General features: G+C 69.0%; 17 protein-coding genes and 1 tRNA gene. 5 read left to right on the top strand and 13 right to left on the bottom strand.

Annotated elements, in window-relative coordinates; genetic code table 11:
- Window positions 1–2: 2 nt before the first annotated feature.
- From tgmA to OG417_RS50285, 3 genes are all read right to left on the bottom strand, one after another.
- Window positions 3–293: a putative ATP-grasp-modified RiPP gene (gene tgmA, locus OG417_RS50275; protein WP_329245739.1), complete on the bottom strand. Its 291-nt coding sequence runs from the start codon at window positions 291–293 to the stop codon at window positions 3–5.
- A 134-nt stretch (window positions 294–427) separates the two neighbouring features.
- Window positions 428–622: a hypothetical protein gene (locus OG417_RS50280; protein WP_329245742.1), complete on the bottom strand. Its 195-nt coding sequence runs from the start codon at window positions 620–622 to the stop codon at window positions 428–430.
- Between the two features lie 45 nt (window positions 623–667).
- Entirely contained in the window at window positions 668–934 is a 267-nt protein-coding gene (locus tag OG417_RS50285) for a hypothetical protein (protein WP_329245745.1), read from the bottom strand.
- 79 nt (window positions 935–1,013) lie between these two features.
- On the opposite strand from OG417_RS50285, the gene OG417_RS50290 reads away from it, so the two are divergent.
- Complete coding sequence (locus OG417_RS50290) at window positions 1,014–2,210, top strand: hypothetical protein (protein WP_329245748.1); 1,197 nt, start codon at window positions 1,014–1,016, stop codon at window positions 2,208–2,210.
- A 101-nt stretch (window positions 2,211–2,311) separates the two neighbouring features.
- Here OG417_RS50290 and OG417_RS50295 read toward each other — a convergent pair whose 3' ends face one another.
- The 4 genes from OG417_RS50295 to OG417_RS50310 form a co-directional block, all read right to left on the bottom strand.
- The gene (locus OG417_RS50295) at window positions 2,312–3,445 is read right to left on the bottom strand and encodes an IS630 family transposase (RefSeq protein ID WP_329245751.1); all 1,134 of its coding nucleotides are present in this window, start codon (window positions 3,443–3,445) and stop codon (window positions 2,312–2,314) included.
- 392 nt (window positions 3,446–3,837) lie between these two features.
- A tRNA-Thr gene (locus tag OG417_RS50300) sits at window positions 3,838–3,910 on the bottom strand.
- 67 nt (window positions 3,911–3,977) lie between these two features.
- Window positions 3,978–5,483, bottom strand: coding sequence for an alpha/beta hydrolase (locus OG417_RS50305; protein ID WP_329245754.1), 1,506 nt, complete (start codon window positions 5,481–5,483; stop codon window positions 3,978–3,980).
- Between the two features lie 68 nt (window positions 5,484–5,551).
- On the bottom strand, window positions 5,552–6,400 hold the full coding sequence (locus OG417_RS50310) for a PSP1 domain-containing protein (protein WP_329245757.1): 849 nt from the start codon (window positions 6,398–6,400) through the stop codon (window positions 5,552–5,554).
- A 174-nt stretch (window positions 6,401–6,574) separates the two neighbouring features.
- Between OG417_RS50310 and OG417_RS50315 the strand changes: the two genes are divergently transcribed.
- The 4 genes from OG417_RS50315 to OG417_RS50330 all read left to right on the top strand — a co-directional run bounded on the left by OG417_RS50315 (window position 6,575) and on the right by OG417_RS50330 (window position 12,277).
- Window positions 6,575–9,325: a lectin gene (locus OG417_RS50315; RefSeq protein ID WP_329245760.1), complete on the top strand. Its 2,751-nt coding sequence runs from the start codon at window positions 6,575–6,577 to the stop codon at window positions 9,323–9,325.
- Window positions 9,326–9,393: 68 nt separating this feature from the next.
- The gene (locus OG417_RS50320; RefSeq protein ID WP_329245763.1) at window positions 9,394–9,756 is read left to right on the top strand and encodes a DoxX family protein; all 363 of its coding nucleotides are present in this window, start codon (window positions 9,394–9,396) and stop codon (window positions 9,754–9,756) included.
- A 106-nt stretch (window positions 9,757–9,862) separates the two neighbouring features.
- Complete coding sequence (locus OG417_RS50325) at window positions 9,863–11,410, top strand: CBS domain-containing protein (protein WP_329245765.1); 1,548 nt, start codon at window positions 9,863–9,865, stop codon at window positions 11,408–11,410.
- A 132-nt stretch (window positions 11,411–11,542) separates the two neighbouring features.
- Window positions 11,543–12,277 carry an SDR family oxidoreductase gene (locus OG417_RS50330; RefSeq protein WP_329245769.1) on the top strand — a complete coding sequence of 245 codons (735 nt, stop codon included), beginning with the start codon at window positions 11,543–11,545 and terminating at the stop codon, window positions 12,275–12,277.
- Here OG417_RS50330 and OG417_RS50335 read toward each other — a convergent pair.
- From OG417_RS50335 to tmk, 6 genes are all read right to left on the bottom strand, one after another.
- Complete coding sequence (locus OG417_RS50335) at window positions 12,261–13,139, bottom strand: LLM class flavin-dependent oxidoreductase (RefSeq protein WP_329245772.1); 879 nt, start codon at window positions 13,137–13,139, stop codon at window positions 12,261–12,263. The genes OG417_RS50330 and OG417_RS50335 overlap by 17 nt on opposite strands.
- A 248-nt stretch (window positions 13,140–13,387) precedes the next feature.
- Window positions 13,388–14,197 (bottom strand): fructosamine kinase family protein, encoded by an 810-nt coding sequence (locus OG417_RS50340; RefSeq protein ID WP_329245774.1) that lies wholly within the window; start codon window positions 14,195–14,197, stop codon window positions 13,388–13,390.
- Window positions 14,194–14,670 carry a low molecular weight protein-tyrosine-phosphatase gene (locus OG417_RS50345; protein ID WP_329245776.1) on the bottom strand — a complete coding sequence of 159 codons (477 nt, stop codon included), beginning with the start codon at window positions 14,668–14,670 and terminating at the stop codon, window positions 14,194–14,196. The genes OG417_RS50340 and OG417_RS50345 overlap by 4 nt, the downstream gene beginning before the upstream one ends.
- Window positions 14,671–14,792: 122 nt before the next feature.
- Entirely contained in the window at window positions 14,793–16,508 is a 1,716-nt protein-coding gene (locus OG417_RS50350) for a S8 family peptidase (RefSeq protein WP_329245778.1), read from the bottom strand.
- Window positions 16,509–16,640: 132 nt separating this feature from the next.
- Entirely contained in the window at window positions 16,641–17,795 is a 1,155-nt protein-coding gene (locus tag OG417_RS50355; RefSeq protein ID WP_329245780.1) for a DNA polymerase III subunit delta', read from the bottom strand.
- A 93-nt stretch (window positions 17,796–17,888) separates the two neighbouring features.
- Window positions 17,889–19,907, bottom strand: a complete 2,019-nt coding sequence (tmk, locus tag OG417_RS50360) for a dTMP kinase (RefSeq protein WP_329245783.1) — start codon at window positions 19,905–19,907, stop codon at window positions 17,889–17,891.
- Window positions 19,908–19,930 lie beyond the last annotated feature (23 nt).

Raw genomic sequence — 19,930 nt, forward strand, 5'->3', positions numbered from 1 at the left:
TGTCACGTCCCCGTGGCGTCCGTGTCCGAGTCGTTGCCCTTACGGTCCTGGCTCGCGGTGGTCGTCTTGGTCTTCGTGCTGGTGTGACGCATCGCCGGCAGGACATCGTCACCGTCGATGATGACGGCGATCTGCCTGGCCGGGTCGTAGCTGATCGAGGGAAGGTCGACGTCGATGGTGTCGGCGCGGACCGCGCACTTGAGGCCGAACGGCAGGGCTTCGCCGTCAGCGTGCGCAGCAGGGTCGGGGGTGGTTGGGTCGAGTGGGAAGTGGTGGCGGTTGTCGGTCAGCATTGTCGGAACTCCTTCCATCCCTTTGCTTTGACGGTGGTTCAGGCGGTAGGACCGGTCAACGGGCTACGTACGCGCGTCAGCCTCCGATCGGCGATTTCCTACCGTCCGGCCGGGGCGACGCCGGCGTCGGCCGATCATTCGTCCGCTTCGACCGGCTCGTCGCGGAGCGCGAGCACCCGCGTTATCCGCTCGCTGGCTTGGGTGATGGCACCGCCGGGGCAGAGCAACTCATACTCGCCCGGTTCGTTGCGATCAGGCCCTGACCACTCCCAGTACCAGCAGAGCGCGTAATCGTCGTCGAGGGCGAGATACACGCGCTGAATCAGCATGACTGACCCGTATGCGACGGCGAGGGGATCAGACGGGTTATCCGGTTAGGCCGCGTTGTTGATGACGGTCAGACACCAGTGATTCGCATCAACGCGAACGCTTAAGCCGCGCGCAACCAGCAGGAAACCGAGTTCGCGCAGGCGCGCGAGTACGGTCTGTTTGATGGCATCGGGCGCCTCGGCCTGTGGTCGCACCTCGCGCTCCCATGTGTCGGCTGCAACATCGATACCGACAGTGAAGTCGTGCAGCCGCTCGGCGGCATGGTGATACTGGGGGATACACGCGGACGCGCTTCCCGTATCCGCGAACATCCGGCCGAGGTGCGCGCAACATGTCAGCCGACAAGAAACGCATTGGCGCACGCCTGCGCTCTGAACGCGAGAAACCCACATGACCGTGGATGCGCTCGCCGAGGCGTTTCGAGACGCCGCCAGCGACCGCGACCGCCGGCACATGCCCAAGCTCGAGGATTTACGCCGCATGATCCGCGGCTACGAGGCCGGCGAGCACGTGCCGCGCGGCCGCAACCGTCTGCTCTACTGCGTAGTGTTCGAGCTGACCGAGGCTGAGCTGTTCGGCGCCGATGCGACGCGCCCCGTACCCATGCCGGTCACGACCACCGACGACGAGATCGAAGCCTTGGAACTGATGCGACGAGCAGCCGCGAGCGATGTAGGCACCGAGACGCTCGAGCGTTTCGAGCACGCCGTCGACGACCTCGCCATCGCCTACCACCGGACGCATCCGGCCGAACTCCTTGGACGGATTCGACGCCATCTCGGCTATCTCGCCGACCTGCTCGACGCGCGCAAGACGCTCGCCGAGCATCGGCGCCTGCTCGTTATCGGGGGTTGGCTGTCTCTGCTCGGTGCAACCTGCGACATCGACCTCGACCAGCGCGACGCCGCGGTGGCCCGCCTGCGCACCGCGGCGGGAATGGCCAAGGAGACCGGGCACGCCGAGATCGCCGCATGGTGCCTCGAAACCGAGGCATGGCAGGCACTCACCGATGGTGATTACCCGCGCGCTGTCACGCTGTCGCAGGGCGCGCAGCGCGTCGCACCGAACGGCAGCTCGGCGTACATCCAAGCCACAGCGCAGGAGGGGCGCGCATGGGCTCGCCTCGGCGCCGTACGGGAGACCCGCGCGCAGCTCGACCGCGTCGCCACGCTGGCCGGCAACCTGCCCGCCCCGGACAGGCCGGAGCACCACTATCGCTACGACCCCGCCAAGGCGGACGCGTACACCGCGACCACGCTGGCATGGCTCGGTGACCCGGCCGCCGAGCCGTACGCCCGGCAGGTCCTCGTCCGGATGCAGGCGCCGACCAACGGCAGCGTACGCGCGCGCAGGGTCGCCTCGGCGCGCCTCGACCTGTCCCTCGCGCTCGTTGCCGCCGGACAGCACGAGGAGGCCGCGCATGAGACGCTGACGGCCGTCACGAGCGGCGTTCTCGTGCCGTCGAACTACTGGCGCGCCGGCGAGGTGATCAGTGCTGTGGAGGCCGGCCGTATGCCGCTGGTGACCGATCTCCGCGAGGCGTACCGGGAGCTACTCGGCCCATCGAATGACACTGGGGAGCGATAGGAGCTCGTGCACTCCGAGGGTCGAACTACACGGGCGGCAGTCGAGCCACAGTGTCACGGCACGGGGTGATGCCGGGAGACTCTGCTCGCTCTAGTGCCGCATCAAGCAACGTTCGCCTTGTTGACGACCTCGCGTAGTCGCTGGTCGGTGGCGTGTTTGTTCCGCCAGATGATGTAGCGGCGGATCATGCTGCCTTGTTCCTTGTGGCTTGCATGGTCGGTGCCGTCGAGGGCGAAGTAGCGCAGGGCGGTGAACTGGGCTTCGATCCGGTTGAGCCATGAGGAGTTGGTCGGGGTGTAGGCGATCTCGACGTTGTTGGCTTCGGCCCAGTCGGTGACCCGATGGCATCGCTTGGTGGTCAGGTGCGGGGAGTAGTTGTCGCACACGATCGCGATGCGGACGGTTGCGGGATAGAGGCTGCGCAGGTAGCGGCAGAATTCCAGGAACTTCGAGCGGTTCTTGGTCTTCTTGATGTGCCCGTAAAGCTTGTCTTGGCCCAGGTCGTAGGCGGCGAACAGGTGCCGGACCCCGTGCGGGCGGGTGTAGGTCGCCCGCCGGCGGGGCCTGGGTTGGCGGTCGGGGTCCTTGTGCCGGCCGCCGCGTTCGGCCCAGTGGCGGCCCGGGTGGGGCTGGAGGTTGAGCGGGCCGAACTCATCCAGGCAGAAGACGACTTCAGGTTCGCCTTCCTCGGGGATGACCTCCCCATCGGCGACCGCGTACAGGTGCTCGATGCGGGCTTTCTTGGCGGCGTAGTCCGGATCGCGGGAGGTCTTCCAGGTTTTCACGCGTTGAAACGAGACGCCTTCCTCGCGGAGCAGGATGCGCAGGCCCTCGTGGCTGATGTCGTCGACCACCCCCTCGGCGACCAGGAAGTCGGCCAGCTTGGCCAGGCTCCAGGTCGAAAACGGCAGGCCGTGCTCGGCCGGCCTGGACTTGGCGATCTTCTTGATCTCCCGGCGTTCGGCCAGGGTGAACGTCTTCGGCCGCCCGCCGGAGTACTTCGGATACAGCGAATCGAAGCCATCGGCGTTGAAGTTGTGGAGCACATCCCGGACACGGTCACCGCTGGTGAATGTGACCTCGGCGATCTTGTTGACGCTCATGCCCTGAGCGGACAGCAACACCATCTGAGCCCGTCGCCAGGTCACCACCGACCCGGTGCCCCTGCGGATGATCCGCAACAGCCGACGGCCTTCGTCCTCATCGATCTCACGGACCCGTACCCGTTCTGCCACCCGCACAGACTGGCCGTGACCTACCGCCTGGGGCCAGCATCCCGACGGCGCGTCACCGCAACAGGGCAAACGTTGCTTGATGCGGCACTAGGCTGTCAACTCTGGCTGTCAGCAACCCAGGGGAGGATCTCCATCCCCGAGGTTTCGCACCCCTCGCCGACCTCATCCGCCGCCCAAACGCGATGTCACGAGGGACGACGCCGGCCATGCGTACTGCCTGCCACGATCAGTGCCTATGGACTAAGCCAGAAACAGCAATCCCCAAAAGACCGCGTGCTTAGCCACAACGCGCAGGCGGCTATCCACAACCCCAGCCCGTGTGGGGGGCGTGGGGGGCGGAAGCCCCCCCACATCGGGGGGTTCCGGGGGGTCGCCCCCCCGGACCAACACTGAGCCGCCTGTCGGAATCGAACCGACGACCTATTCATTACGAGTGAATCGCTCTGCCGACTGAGCTAAGGCGGCCTGCCGCACCGCGGTGCGACGCCCGTTGAGTCTACCGGGTCTCAGGCACTCCTCGTGCACCCGGCTGCTAGTGGCACATCGTGTTCTTCTTAGGAGTGGTCCCGTAGATCAGGTAGCGGTCGACCGCGCTGCTGATGCAGGGGTTGCCCTGAAGGTAGGCGGTGTGGCCGTCGCCGTCCAGGCTCAGCAACACGCCCGCGTTCAGTTCCGACGCCAGGCTCTGGGCCCACCTGTACGGCGTCGCCGGGTCGCGGGTCGTGCCGACGACCAGGATCGGCTTTGAGCCGTGGGCGTGGAGTGCGCGGGGCTGTTCGTGGCTCTGGACCGGCCAGAAGCCGCAGGGCAGCGTGCCCCACACCACGAACTGGCCGAACAGCGGGGCGGCCTTCTTCGCCTTGGCGGCCTGCTGCTTCCAGGATGTCAGGGAGCGGGAGTACGGCTTGTCCACGCAGTTGACGGCCATGTTGGCCTCGCTCTGGTTGGAGTACGAGCCGTCCTTGTTGCGCTCGACCAGCAGGTCGCCCAGGCGCAGCAGGGTCGTGCCGTCGCCCTGTTCCATGCCGCTCTTCAGGGCGAGGCGCAGGATCGGCCAGGTCTGCTTGTTGTACAGCGCGGAGGCGACGCCCAACTCGACCAGGGACTCGTCCACCACGCGGCCGTCGCCTAGGCCGTTCTTCAGCGGCTTCTTGTCCGTCTGGCTGAAGAACCGCTGGAGCTTGGCGAGCGCCGAGTGGACCGAGCCGTTGCCGAGCGGGCAGTTGTTGGCCTTCACGCAGTCGGCGGCGAACGCGTGGACGGCCGTGTCGAAGCCCTTGGCCTGTTCGATGTTGACCGCGTCGCCGGACAGCTTCGGGTCGATGGCGCCGTCGAGGACCATCGCCCGTACGTGCGTGGGGAACAGGTCGGCGTAGTACGCGCCCAGGTACGTGCCGTACGAGGCGCCGTAGTAGGTCATCCCCGAGTCGCCGAGGGCGGCGCGGAGGACGTCCATGTCCTTGGCGGCGTTGATCGTGCCGACATACGGGAGCAGGGACGGGATGCGCTCCTTGCAGTCGTTGGCCCAGCCCTTGCTGACCTTGACCAGGTCGTTGACCTCCGCGGCGTTGTCCGGCGAGGTGTCGGTGGCGAAGAACCGGTCGAGCTCCTTGCTGGTCAGGCAGCGGACCGCCGGCTTGGTCTGGTTGACGCCGCGCGGGTCGAAGCCGACGAGGTCGAAGTTCTTGCGCAGGTCGGCGCCGAACTGGCGGGCGCCGTCGCGGACGAACTCGACGCCGGAGCCGCCCGGGCCGCCCGGGTTGATCAGGAGTGAGCCCTTGCGCTGGCCCTCGGCGGGGAGCCGGATGACCGACATCGTGATGCGCTGGGCGTCGGGGTGGGCGTAGTCGAGTGGCATGTGAAGCGTTCCGCACTGGAAACCGCCGCCACAGTCGTGCCAGGAGACACGCTGGGCGTAAAATCGCGCGATGCCCTTCGGCGACGGGGATGGCGCCGCCTTGGAATTCGGAGTGCCGGTGCAGGCCGCCGCGACGAAGGCCGCCACGGCCAGACCGGTCACCGTACGGAACTTTTTCACGCCGTTACCGTTCTTGTCGCCGATAAATTCTCCCTGGCAGCCTACGCTCGCGTACCGCCACAGCATCGTTACCCAGCGTTCGGCGAGTCATCCTGATTGTCGCCGTAGTGATCGTCGTGCTGGCGGCGCGGTGAGCACACCGACGCCACCGGGCAGGCGCACTTGCGCCCGCCGTCGAGGCGTACGTTGACCGTGTCCGAGGGTACGTTACGGCCGACGACCTGCCCGTTGCCGGCCGGGGTGCCCACGCGTGCGCCGAGCCTGGGCATGCGCTCGTGGGCCTCGACGTACAGCGGGTGCTCGTACTTCAGGCAGCACATGAGGCGCCCGCAGGCGCCCGCGATGCGCAGCGGGTTCACCGGCAGGTCCTGCTCTTTGGCCATGCGGACCGACACCGGCTCGAAGTCCTTGAGGAACGTCGCGCAGCACAGGTCGCGCCCGCACGGGCCGATGCCGCCCTGCAGCCGGGCCTCGTCGCGCGGGCCGACCTGGCGCAGCTCGACCCGGGCCTTCATCGACCGCGCCAGGTCGCGTACGAGGGCGCGGAAGTCGACGCGGTGCGGCGCGGAGAAGTAGACCCGGTAGACGTTGTCCTGGTCGAGGTAGTCGACGCCGATGACCTTCATCGGCAGCTCGTGCTTGCGGATCAGCTTCTTGGCGATCGAGCGCGACTCGGCGCGCCGGCGGCGGTTCGCCTCGTCGCGGGCCAGGTGCTCCTCACCGGCGATGCCCTCGCAGACCGGCAGGCCCTCGACGTCCTCGGAGACGTACTGCGGGGCCCAGATGCACTCGGCCACCTCCGGGCCGGAGTCGGTCGGCACGAGCACCTTGTCGCCGACCTTCGGGCTGTAGGGACCCGGGTCGAGGTAGTACAGACGTCCGTAGCGCGTGAAGCTGACGGCCATCATCATGCCCATGCTTCGCTCCGTCCCGTCGACTTTCCGGCCAGCCTACGCGCCCCCGAACCACCATCAAACGGTCGAATGGCCAGGTGGTGACAGAGGCCTTGACTCGACTTCCACGGCGGCGTACGAGTGATCTGACAACGTTGTCATGAGCCCTGTCTCTCCTCCGCGAAAGGGCGCTCACGCATGGCACTCCCCCGTCTCCTCGGCCCGCTCGTGTCCGCCGGCACGCTGCTCGCCGCGTTAATCGTCCCCGCCCAGGCGGCGTCCGCCGCCGTCTCCGACCCCGCCTCCCTCGTCAACCCCCTCATCGGCACGGCCAACGCGGCGAACGACTTCCCCGGCGCCGACGTGCCGTTCGGCATGCTCCAGTGGAGCCCCGACACCTCCTCGCGCGCGCAGGGCGGGGGCTACACGTACGGCAGCTCCACGATCACCGGGTTCAGCCTCACCCACATGTCCGGCCCGGGCTGCGGGGCGTACGGCGACGTGCCGATCATGCCGACCACCGGCGCGATCAGTAACCCGGGCTCGGCCGGGTCCTCCTACTCCCACGCGAACGAGTCCGCCTCGCCCGGCTACTACGGCGTGACCCTCGGCAACGGGGTGAAGACCGAGCTGACCACGACCACGCGCGGCGGGATCGGGCGGTTCACCTTCCCCGCCACGACCCAGGCGAACCTGCTGTTCAAGCTCACCGGCAGCCAGAACGGCGACTACGCGAACTCCTGGAGCGCGGTGAGCGACACGGAGGTCGTCGGCTCGGTGACGAGCGGCCACTTCTGCAACGCCGGCAACACCTACACACTGCACTTCTCGGTCGTGTTCGACCAGCCGTTCACCACCGGTACGTGGCTGGCCTCCACCGTCAAGGCCGGCGCCCGTACGACCTCGGCGAAGTCGGCGGCGACCACCACGCCCAAGCGGGCCGCCAAGAACGCCGCCGAGCAGCCCGGCCGGCCCACCCTGCACGGCGCCGCGCAGGCTCAGCCCGCGCCGCTGGCCGACCCGAACGGGGCGTACCTGACGTTCAACACCACGACGGACCACGTCGTGAACGCCCGGATCGGCATCTCCTTCACCTCCGACGCGAACGCCAAGGCCAACCGGGACGCCGAGGTGCCGAACTTCGACTTCGACGCCAAGCGCACGGCGGCCCACAACGCCTGGAACGACGCGCTGTCCAAGATCCAGATCTCCGGCGGCACCACCGCGCAGCAGCACGTCTTCTACACCTCGCTCTACCACGCGCTGCTGCACCCGAACGTGTTCAGCGACACGAACGGGCAGTACATGGGCTTCGACAACGCCGTGCACACGGTCGCCTCGGGTCACGCCCAGTACGCGAACTACTCCGGCTGGGACATCTACCGCAGTCAGGCGCAGCTCATCGGCATGATCGCGCCAACACAGGCCGGTGACGTGGCCCAGTCGGCGGTCAACGACTACGCCCAGAGCACGCGGCTGCCCAAGTGGGCGCAGGCCAACGGCGAGTCCTACGTCATGGTCGGCGACCCGGCCGACGCGATCATCGCCGACATCTACGCCTTCGGCGGGCGGAGCTTCGACACCGCGGCGGCCAAGAGTGCGATGATCCACGAGGCGACGGTCGCGAACAACGACCGGCCCGGTCTGAACTACCTCGACAGCATCGGCTACCTGCCCAGCGACGGCTCCTACGGCTGCTGCAACTTCTACGGGTCGGTCTCGACGACGCTGGAGTACAACACGGCCGACTTCGCCCTGGGCGCCTTCGCGGGCGCGCTCGGCGACACCGCGAACCAGCAGAAGTTCGTGAACCGGGCGCAGGACTGGAAGAACCTGCTCAACCCCTCCAGCGGCTTCATGCAACCGAAGATCGCCAGCGGCTCGTGGACCGGTGGTTTCTCCCCGACGAGCGGCGACAACATGGTCGAGGGCACGTCGTGGCAGTACACCGGGATGGTGCCGTTCAACGTGCGCGGCCTGGCCGACGCCAAGGGCGGCAACGCCGCCATGATCTCCTACCTCGACCACGTGCTCGGCGCGTACAACGGCAGCGGCGGCGACCACGCCGACCTCGGCAACGAGCCGAGCATCGAGCTGCCCTGGGAGTACGACTACGTCGGCCAGCCGTGGAAGACCCAGTCGGTCATCCGCAACGTGCAGAACCAGCTGTGGCCGGACTCCCCCACTGGCTGGGGCGTCGGCAACGACGACCTGGGCACGATGAGCGCCTGGTACGTCTGGTCGGCGATGGGGATCTTCCCCGAGACACCGGGCACGGCCGACCTGGCACTGGGCAGCCCGCTGTTCACCCAGGTCGTGATCACGCTCAGCACCGGGAACAAGCTGACGATCAACGCCCCGCAGGCCGCGACCGACGCCCCGTACGTGCAGAGCGCGACGTGGAACGGCGCGAACTGGAACAACGCCTACCTGACCCCGTCGGCGGTGACGAGCGGCGGCACACTGAACTTCACCCTCGGAACCACCGCCAACACCTCGTGGGCGACCGCGGCGTCGTCGGCGCCACCGTCGTACGCCGGATCGGGCGGGTCGGGTACGCACACCGGGCCGATCACCTCCGGCATCGCCGGCAAGTGCGTCGACGTGAAGAACAGCTCGGCGGCCGACAGCACGCCGGTGCAGCTCTACACGTGCAACGGGACCAACGCCCAGCAGTGGACGGTCACCGGTGACGGGACGCTGACCGCGTTCGGCAAGTGCCTCGACGTGACCACGAGCGGTACGGCGAACGGCACGAAGGTCCAGCTGTACCAGTGCAACAACACCGGTGCGCAGCAGTGGACCTACAACGCGACGGCCAGGTCGCTGACCAACCCCGAGTCCGGCAAGTGCCTGGACGACCCGAACAGCAGCACGACGGACGGCACCCAGCTGCAGATCTACACCTGCAACGGGACCGCCGCCCAGCAGTGGACGCTGCCGAACTGATCTCCCTCAGGGGCCGTCCAGGGCCGCAGCGGCGCCCTGGACGGCCCACCGGGATAGCGTGAGCGACCATGACATCCCGCTCCGCGCTCGGGCTCGCGGCGCTGCCCGCCGGCGCCGGCGTGACCCACTTCCTCCGCCCCCGCCCGTACGAGGCGATCATCCCGTCCCGCCTGCCGGGCCGCCCGCGCGCCGGGACGTACGCGAGCGGCCTGGCCGAGCCGGCCTGCGCGGCGGCGGTCGCCGTCCCGCGCACGCGCCGGGTGGGCGCACTGACGGCCGCCGGCCTGTTCGTCGGCGTCTTCCCGGCGAACGTGAAGATGGCCTACGACCGACGCCACCGCCCGTTGCCGCACCGCACGGCCGCGTACGGCCGCCTGCCCCTCCAGGTACCGCTCATCGTCTGGGCACTCGGGATCGCGCGACGCACCTGACTCGTTTTCCGTGCGTTGCCTTATCCTTGACCGATTATCCGAACGTCATAGGAGTTCGACAGCCGCTCGTTGTACCCTATTGCCCTCTGGATACCGGGGGACAACGGTGGCGGAAGAAATCAGACGCGTCAGCGAACCCGCAGCATGGATGGTCCGCGGTGGGAGAGATGGCGAGCGCGAGAAGAAATCACTCGATGAAGGCCTCGTCATCGTGGGATGGGATAGCTTAGGCGATATTAGCTTCTGTCGCACTCGCGAGGAGCTTCGCAAGGCCATCCATGACGCCTATCCCGACGCAGCAAAAAATGTTGTCGCCAACTGGACTGGGCAGCTTTGGCGTCTTGTCAAACAGATCAGCAATGATGATCTCGCAGTGATGCCACTGAAGACACATCCTGGGAAGATCGCCATCGGGCGTTTCGTCGGTCCCTATGAATACCGGGAAGAGGAGCCCGCCGGCTTCCGGCATGTCCGCAAGGTCCAGTGGATCCGTACGGACGTTTCCGTGGACGCACTACGGCCGGACCTGCGGGCAAGCATGGGTTCACTGCTCACCATCTGCCGATTGAGCCGTAATGACGCGGCGCGCCGACTCTCCCACCTCGCAGGTCAAGGGACCGACCCAGGGCTGGACGGCGACGAAGAGATCACGACCTCGGACGAGCTCCTCGAGGACGCCGTCTCGCGCGACCCGGCAGAACCCCGGAGACTGACGATTCGTAGCTTTTTGGAGCATTGGGGTGCCCAACGGCGGACCAGCAGCGTCATCGCGACGATCAAGTCCGACCTCGCGGACCGGGGGCTGACGACCCGGCCGCCGTTCACCGAAGGGTCGGTCGAGAACGAGATCACGCTCATACCTCAGGGTGCGGAGCCGGATTCACACACCGCCCTGGTCGACGACGTCGAGGACACCGAGGACGTATCCGAGACCCAACACATGACGCTGAGGCTCGGTAATCTTCCCTCCCCGCTCGTCTCGGTTCCGAGCACCGCGACCCTCACACAGGCCAAGACCTTGATGCTGAAGCTGAAATTCTCCCAACTGGCTGTCATCGGGGAAGATGAGACCTGTTACGGCGCGGTCAGCTGGGAGTCGATCGGCAAGGCTCATGTGGCATCCGACCAGCCGACTCTCGAAGACGCGACAATCCCTGCACTTGTCGTCGATCACGACGCGCTCTTGCTCGATCAGATCAACGTCATCTACGAGCGAGGCTACGTCTTCGTCCGGCACGCCGACCGCCATCGAGTCACAGGAATCATCACCGCCTCCGATCTCACTCGACAGTTCGGCAACATCGCCAGGCCGTTCGTGTTGATCGAAGAAGCGGAGAACAGACTCCGTCGAGCCGCCGACGAAGTGTTCCATGTGGAACAGCTTCGCGAGGCGGTCCCGCCCCACCAACGAAACAGAGTCCACCGGGCGAACGACCTCACCTTTGGCAATTACGTGTATCTGCTTCGGGAGCCTGAGCGGTGGGAGATGCTCGGGTGGAACATCGACCACCAGATGTTTCTCAATCTCCTGGAAGAGGTGCGCAACGTCCGCAACGAACTCATGCACTTCACTCCGGATCCTCTCTCGGCGGAGAAGTACGCTGCGGTGCATGGTCTGCTGGAACTACTACGTACCGTTGACCCACGGCCGTGAGCGTGCACGTCACAACGCGCGCCGCACAGCCGAGCGCAAGCTCGTGAGAACATCGCATCACTCCGTCCAGGGCCGCAGCAGCGCTGCTCCACTCCTTGGGAGCCTGTCTGTGGCCCGCGGCTTGGGGCGATCATGAACGTCGCGGTCGTGACCGGGGCCGGATCCGGGATCGGGCGGCAGGTCGCGCGGGCGCTGCTCGGGGCCGGCTACCGGGTGGCGCTGGTGGGACGGCGAGCCGAGACGCTGCGGGAGACCGCCGACGGCTCCGGCGCGGCCCTGGTCGTCCCGGCCGACGTCGGGTCGGCCGAGGCGGTGGCGGGCCTGTTCGCCGAGGTACGACGCGCGTGGGGGCGGGTCGACCTGCTGTTCAACAACGCGGGGACGTTCGGGCCCGCCGGCGCGGCCGACGAGATCTCCGTCGAGGACTGGCGGCGTACGGTCGACACGAACCTGACCGGCGCGTTCCTGTGCGCGCGGGAGGCCGTGCGGCTGATGAAGGAGCAGCGGCCCCGCGGCGGCCGGATCATCAACAACGGTTCGATCTCCGCGCACTCCCCGCGCCCGGGCAGTGTCGCCTACACCGCCACCAAACACGCCATCACGGGCCTGACCAAGTCACTGTCGCTGGACGGGCGGGCGTACGACATCGCCTGCGGACAGATCGACATCGGCAACGCGGCGACCGAGATGACCGCGGGCATCGCCGAGGGCGCCCGTCAGGCGGACGGCCGGCTGGCGCCCGAGCCGACGTTCGACGTCGAGCAGGTGGCGCGCGCCGTCCTGTACATGGCAGGCCTGCCCCTGGAGGCCAACGTGCAGTTCATGACCCTGGCCGCGACGAAGATGCCGTTCATCGGCCGTGGCTAGTGATGAACTCGTCGGTGACCCAGCGGGCGACGTCGGCGGGGTAGGGCGCCGACAGGCCCAGGATGATGTGCAGGAAGCCGGCGTCGATCGCCTCGCCGATCGCCTTTCGGGTGGTGGCGGGCTGGTCGTAGGAGACCGGCAGATGGATCGAGCGGGTGATCGAGGCGGGGTCCCGGCCGATCTCGGCGCAGTAGCGGTCCAGCAGTGCGCTGCGGCGGACGCCGTCGTCGATGTCGCCGCCGGGGATGTTCCACAGGTCGGCGTGCTCGGCGGCCACGCGCAGCGTCGCGGCCGAGCGCCCGCCGATCATGATCGGCGGATGAGGGCGCTGGACGGGCTTGGGGTTGCCGAACGCCCCGGTGAGCCGGACGTACGTGCCCTGGAAGTCGAACGGCTCGTCCTCCGTCCACAGCCGCCGGATCACCGTGCACGCCTCGGCGAGGCTCCCCACGGCGTGGGCGGTGTCGTGGAAGGGCAGGCCGTGTGCCTCGTACTCGCGGCGGGCCAGCGGGTGGTCGGGGCGCGAGCCGACGCCGATACCGAAGTCGAGCCGTCCGCCGGAGACGATGTCGACCGTCGTGGCGATCTTGGCCAGCATCGCGGGTGGCCGGAAGCGGTTGCTGGTCACCAGCAGGCCGAGGCGCAGCCGCCGGGTCTGCGGGGCGAGCGCCGAGAGCAGTGTCCAGCCCTCGTAGGTGGGCCCGCTCGGATCGCCGGCGATCGGCATGAGGTGATCGAACAGCCACGCGTGCTCGATCTCCGGGATCGCGTCCGCCTCGCGCCAGACCCGCAGGACGTCGTGGTAGTCGACCTGCATCGGCGCGGTCATGATCCCGAAGCTGGGCCGGGAGGTGTGCGGCATCAGGCCACCGGTCCTTTCGTCACTGCCACGGTCTGCGACACCGGATAGGTAACCGGAACCTATTTTCGGAAGGCGCGGGCGCGGTGTAACGCCCAGTGCCTGATGGAACTCACCACATTCGGAGCCGCAAGATCGGAACGTTGTTCCGATAACTATACGGAACGAGGTTCCGATTGACAAGGATGAGGACGCGGCGGCTCGGGCGGCCGCCGCTTCTGGACCGCCGGCGACTCGTCCGGCGGTGGTGCTCACACGCGGCGGGCGGCGTTCAGGGCCTGCTCGCGGTAGGAGCCCCCGAACAGGGCGACGTGGACGAGCAGCGGGTGGAGCTGGTGCAGCGGCACGCGGTCGCGCCAGCCGCCGGCCAGCGGCGACGCCTCGTCGTAGGCGGCGATGACGCGCTCCAGGTGCGGCGCGCCGAACAGGGCGAGCATGGCCAGGTCGGTCTCGCGGTGGCCGCCGTGCGCGGCCGGATCGACCAGCCAGCCCCGGTCGCCGCTCCACAGGACGTTGCCGGACCACAGGTCGCCGTGGATGCGCGCGGGCGGCTCGGGCGGGCCCGCGGCTCCGGCGACGCGGGCGGCGGCGCGTTCGAACTCGGCGGCGTCGCGGACGGACAGGGCGCCCCGGTCCACCGCCAGGCGCACGTACGGCAGGACGCGGCGCTCGGCGTACCACGCGGGCCACTCGTCTCCGGCGGTGTTGTCGAGCGGCAGCTCGGCGATGTAGCCCGGCCAGGGCGCGCCGTAGGAGTCCGCGCCAGCGCCGTGGACGGCGGCGAGCTCACGGCCGAACCGCTCGGCGGCCTCGGGAGTGGGCCGCGCGGTCTCGATCCACGGCAGGACGAGCGTGGTGTCGTCGGCGGCGATCACCTCGGGCACCGGGGCGTCGTCGCCGCTCGCGGCGAGCCAGCGCAGGCCGTTCGCCTCGGCCGCGAACAGCCCGTCGATCGTCTGCCGGGCCTGCTTGACGAACACGCGCCGGCCGTCCGGGAGGGTGCCCCGCCGCAGGCGCCATTCGTGGCTGGTGCCGAGCTCGGTGACGTCGGTGAGGTTCATCGTTCCTTGACGGCCCGGCGCACGTGGTCGAGCAGGCCCGGGACGGCGGCCTCGATCTGCTCGCGCACCTCGTCGAAGGCGGAGTCGCGACTGTAGTAGGGGTCGGCCACGTCGAGGTCACGCGCGTCCGGGTCGAACTCGCGCAGCAGCCGGATCTTGCGCCGCGCCTCCTCGTCGGGCGCCAGGCGGAGCAGGTCCGTACGGTGCCCCTGGTCGAGGGCGAGGATCAGGTCGTAGCGGTCGAACCAGAGCGCCTCGAACTGGCGTGCCCGGTGGGAGGAGCGGTAGCCGGCCTTACGCAGGGTCGCGACCGTACGCTCGTCCGCGGAGTCGCCGACGTGCCAGTGCCCGGTGCCGGAGCTGTCCACCTCGACGTCGAGGCCTTCCAGCTCGGCGTGGTGGCGGAAGATGTGCTCGGCCATCGGAGACCGGCAGATGTTGCCGGTGCAGACGAACGTGACGCGGTACGACATGAGTGCCAGCTTAGGGACTGTCCGACCGGGCGAGCATGGTCTGGGCCGCGACCTGCTCCAGGCGGACCGGTCGTACGCGAAAAGGGGCGCCCCGGCTGGGACGCCCCTTTCGAAACGGGAGATCAGTGCGACACGGCGCCCAGGGCGTCGATGACGCCGTGGCCGTAGAAGCCGTTCCGCTCCTTGCCGCCCTCGCAGGTGTGCGTGGCCGTCACCTTCTGGTACGTGCCGTCCGACTGCAGGACGTAGCGCGTGTAGGTGTACACGCGCGGGGTCGGGCAGGGGTGTTCGGTGGCGGTGCCCTCCAGGATCGCCTGCGCGCGGTCCGGGGACAGGGTCAGGCCGCCGTGGACGCGGTCGCGCTGGCCGTACCTGCTCACGATCAGCGCCACCACGCCCGTCGCGTGCGGGGAGGCCATCGACGTGCCCTGCAGGTACTGGTAGTACCCGCACGTCGAGCCCTTGCAGGAGCGGACCACGTACGGCACGTTCGGCGTGCCGTCGGGGTTGAGTTCGCCGCGCTGCTCGGCCAGCGACTTCGGATACGCGGCCAGGATCGCCTTGGTCACGTCCGCCTTGCCGTCCGGCGTGTCGTAGGAGTCGCCGCCCGGGGCCGACACCGCGACGTAACCGTTGCCGTAGTCGGAGTAGTACGACTTGCGGGTGCTGATGCCCAGGGCCGAGACCGCGATGACGTTCTTGCCCTCACTCGGCTCCGAGACGCAGGACGGCGGGATGGTCCGCTCGTACGGGGCCTCGCCGGGCGTGGCCACGTAGTCCGGGCTGGACGCGTCGATGATGGTCTTGGTGTAGTCGGTGGCGCCGTTGCCGGCCGCCGAGACCAGGGTGACGCCGTGCCGGTGCGCGTACGCCAGGGCCCGCTCCGACGCCTCGATGACCGCGCGCTGTTCGGCCTGGTACTCCGGTGAGTCGGCCGGGTTGTCCACGCAGTTGAAGAGCCACGGGTCGGTGTAGAAGGACATGTTGACCACGTCGATCCCGTGGTCCGCCGAGTAGGTCAGGGCGTCGACCACCGGCTGCAGGAAGAAGTAGCCCGAGTCCTGGCCGGCCCGGACGTTCACCAGCGTCACGTTCGGTGCGACGCCCGCCATGCCGAGGCCGTTCAGCGGCGAGGCGATCGTCGAGGCGACGTGCGTGCCGTGCTCGTTGTCGTCCTCGTCGACCGGGTCGACGCACGAGGGGTGCTCGCACGGCCCGTCGACCTCGGTGCCGTCGGCGTCGACCGGGATGTCGGTGGTGAAGTTCCGGCTCAGCGACCGGTCGAAGTTCGGCGCGATGTCCGGGTGCGTCCCGTCGACACCGGTGTCGATCACTCCGACGAGCACCCGGTGGTCGCCGGGCTCCTTCTTGTACGAGCCGTGGGCCGTCGCGTGGATCAGCTTCATGTCCCACTGGCGGTCCGCGAGCGGCTCCGCCGACGAGGAGTGGGACGCACCGCCCGTACGGGTGCCGTGGCGGCCCTCCTTCTCCACCGCCTGGGCCTTGGCCGCGGCGACGCGCTGGACCTTGGGGGCCTCACCGACCGCCCGGTTGCGCGCGACGCCGTCCACCGCCGCCTGCTTGCGCGCGTCGGTGAGGAACGCCGTGTTGGCCGACCGTACGGTGGCCAGGCCGATCGCGGTGTTCTCCTTGACGATGGTGCCACCGGCCGCCGCGACGGCCGAGTGTGCCTTCGCCAGGGATACCCCGTCCTTGTACAGGACGACGTACTCGCTCGTCCGGCCCTGTGTCGTGTTACCGCTCGGTCCCGCCTGCGCGGGTGCCGCGAGTGCCACCGTGACGGCGGCACAGGCGGCGAGGACTATGGCGCGCCGCACCGCACACCTCCATGAATTACCAAGAAACAGTAAAGACCTGGAGGCATCAGATACGGTCAGCGCGGCGAAAGTCCAGTGTTGCGCCTTATGTGAGCCATGGCCGCTATTGGTCAGTTCTGGGAAAGGCGCAGGTCAGCCGGTACGCAGGGCCATCGTCATGGCCTCGACCGCGAGCTGGGGGTTCACGTTGGCCTCCAGCCGCTCGCGGCAGGTCATGATCGCTTCGAGCCGCTGCAGGGTCGCCTCCGGCGTGCCGCGGTAGGCCCGCAGCTCGCGCGCCCGCTCGGCGTTGACCAGGGCGACGTCCGCGCCGAGCTGGACGGCAAGCAGGTCGCGGTAGTACGAGGCGAGGTCGAGCAGCGCGCGGTCGAGCGCGTCGCGCTTCATCCGCGTGGTGCGCGACTTCTGCCGGTCCTCCAGCTCCTTGAGCGCGCCGGCGGTGCCCCGGGGCATCCGGCCCTTGGCGCTCTCGCCCAGCGCCTGGCGCAGGGCGGCCGTCTCGGCGGCGTCCAGCTCGGCACCGGCCGCCTTGGCCTCGGCCTCCGCCGCCTTGACCAGCGCCTCGGCCGCCTCGACGGCGGGTCCGAGGCCGGTCAGCCGCGACGGCACGGCGAGGACCTCGGCCCGGCGCCGCCGCGCCTCCTCGTCGGTGGCCAGCCGCCGGGCCCGCCCGATGTGCCCCTGCGCGGCCCGCGCCGCCTCCGCGGCGACATCGGGGTCGATGTCGTCCCGGCGTACGAGCACGTCGGCGACCGCGTCGGCGGGCGGCGTGCGGAGCGTCACGAGACGGCAGCGGGACCGGATGGTGACCACGAGGTCGTCCGGCGAAGGCGCGCACAGCAGCCAGACCGTACGGGCGGGCGGCTCCTCGATCGCCTTGAGCAGGGCGTTGGCGGCCTGTTCGGTGGACCGGTCGGCGTCCTCGAACAGCACGACGCGCCACCGCCCGCCGGTCGGCGACGACGCCGCCCGCAGCACCAGCTCACGGGTCTCGCGCACGCCGTACGACAGCCCCGCGGGGCGTACGACCTCGACGTCGGCGTGAGTGCCCGACAGCACCTGGTGGCAGGAGACGCAGTGACCGCAGCCCAGGTCGGGACACAGCAGCGCGGCGGCGAACGCCCGCGCCGCGACCGACCGGCCCGAACCCGGCGGCCCGGTGAACAGCCACGCGTGAGTCATCCCCCCGCCACCCGCACCGGCCAGCACGTCGGCGCCCGCGCGCGCTGCGGCCTCCAACTGCCCGATGACGGGCCCCTGGCCCACCAGGTCGTCGTAGACGGTCACGCGTCGATGCTAGGGCACCTCACACCGATGCCAGAGCAAGTCCCGAACCCCCAAGGGTCCGAACCGCCGTCGTCCTGCCGCGCCGCGAAGTGGTCAGTCCTTGATGGCGGGCATCGTGCTGGTCTCGTCCTCGGCGCTGGCCGGGACCGGGTCGGGCAGGATGGCGCGCACCCGGTCGTGGATCTGCCGGGAGATCTCCTCCTGCGCCCGCGTGCCGTCGATCACCAGGTAGCGGTGCGGCTCGGCGTCGGCGAGCGCGCGGAACCCGCGGCGTACGCGCTCGTGGAACTCCCGCGGCTCGGACTCGATCCGGTCGGCCGGCGAGGCGAACCGGGTCAGGCCGACGTCGGACGGGACGTCCAGCACGATCGTCAGGTCGGGCACGAGCCCGCTCGTGGCCCAGCGGTTGATCTCGGTGATCTCGGCGACCTTCAGCTCGCGGCCGGCGCCCTGGTAGGCGAGGGAGGAGTCGACGTAGCGGTCGGTGACCACGATCGCGCCCCGCCGCAGCGCCGGCTGGATGACCTCGGCGACGTGCTGCGCGCGGTCCGCGGCGTACAGGAGCGTCTCGGCGCGCGACGACAGCCCCGAGCTCTGCTTGTCGAGCAGCAGGGCGCGCAGCCGCATGCCCATCTTCGTCGAGCCGGGTTCGCGCGTCATGACCACGTCGAAGCCCTGGTCGCGCAGCCAGATCGACAGCAGCCGCGCCTGCGTGGTCTTGCCGGCGCCCTCGCCGCCCTCGAAGGCGATGAACACCCCGTGTTCGCGGCCGGGCTCCTCCGGCGTGTAGCGCTCGCCGCGCAGCGCCGCCGTGAAGTCGCGGACCAGCGGGACGCCCCGGCGGTCGTCCATGTGGCGGTACGCGATCAGGCCGACGATGACCGCGACCAGGGCGGCGGCCACCAGCACGACGTTGGTGCCGTCGAAGCGGTAGGCGTTCTTGCCGGGCAGGGTGAACCGGTGGTTGCCGACCGCACCGGCGATGAAGGGCACCGCGGCGACCACCAGCAGCAGCACGACCCGTACGAGCGACTGCAGGAACGCCCATGTGCGGCCGCGGACGCTGTCCTCGACCTCCAGGCCGATCAACGTGTAGCCGACCACCCAGGCGATGCCCGCGCCCGCACCGCACACCGCGGTCAAGAGCGCCACGATCACGAGGTTCGGGATGAGGGCGATCAGCAGCAGGGCGATGCCCGCGCCGATGATCGACAGGCCGAAGAGCCGCCGCCGGCTGAACTCCTGCAGGATGCGCGGCGCCAGGAACATGCCCACGGCCATCCCGACGAAGACCATCCCGAAGACCACGCCGTACGCCGCGTCGCCGCCGCCGAGCGCCTTGACGTAGACCTTGGCGATGCCGATCACCGCGCCGCCGGCGGCGAAGGCGCCGAGGATGCCGATGGTCAGACCGCGGACCAGCGCAGTGGAGCCGACGAACTTCCAGCCCGCCACGATCTGCTTGAGGATCGAGGGCACCGACACCTGGCCGCGCCGCTTGGGGATCTCCCGGAGCGAGAAGATCGTCGCCGCGGACACCAGGAAGGTGACGGCGTTGATGTACAGCGCCAGGTTGGGCTGCTGCTGCGGATGCGAGAACAGCACCTTGGAGATCAGCGCCAGCACCGAGAACGCCGCCGCCGCGACCGGCGCGGAGCCGTAGGTCGAGACGAGGCTGACCTGGTTGGCGCGCTCGAGCTGCTCCTTGGGGACGATGTTCGGGATCGTGGCCTCCTTGGCCGGGATCCAGAACAGCGTCACGACCTCGATCAGGAACGTCGCGACGTACAGCCAGTCGAGGCGCCCGATGATCGGGATCGACAGGAACAGCCCGAACCTGAAGACGTCCGCGACCACCATCGTGATGCGGCGGTCGAACCGGTCCGCGACCGCGCCCGCGAGCGGGCCGAAGATCAACGCAGGCAGCAGCTTGATGACGAGCACGCCGCCGATGGCGTAATTCTCGGCCGTCCCCTTGGTCAGAGAGCCGGCCAACGCCGTGAGCGCGAGAATGCTCAGCCAGTCGCCGAAACTCGACAATGACAGGGCGATCCACAGCCGCCGGAACGGCTTGATCGAAAGCACACCGGCCGGGCTGCCCGTTCTGGTCATTGTGTCAGAGTATCGACACCAGA

Source organism: Actinoallomurus sp. NBC_01490, from assembly GCF_036227085.1.
Taxonomy (GTDB): domain Bacteria; phylum Actinomycetota; class Actinomycetes; order Streptosporangiales; family Streptosporangiaceae; genus Actinoallomurus; species Actinoallomurus oryzae.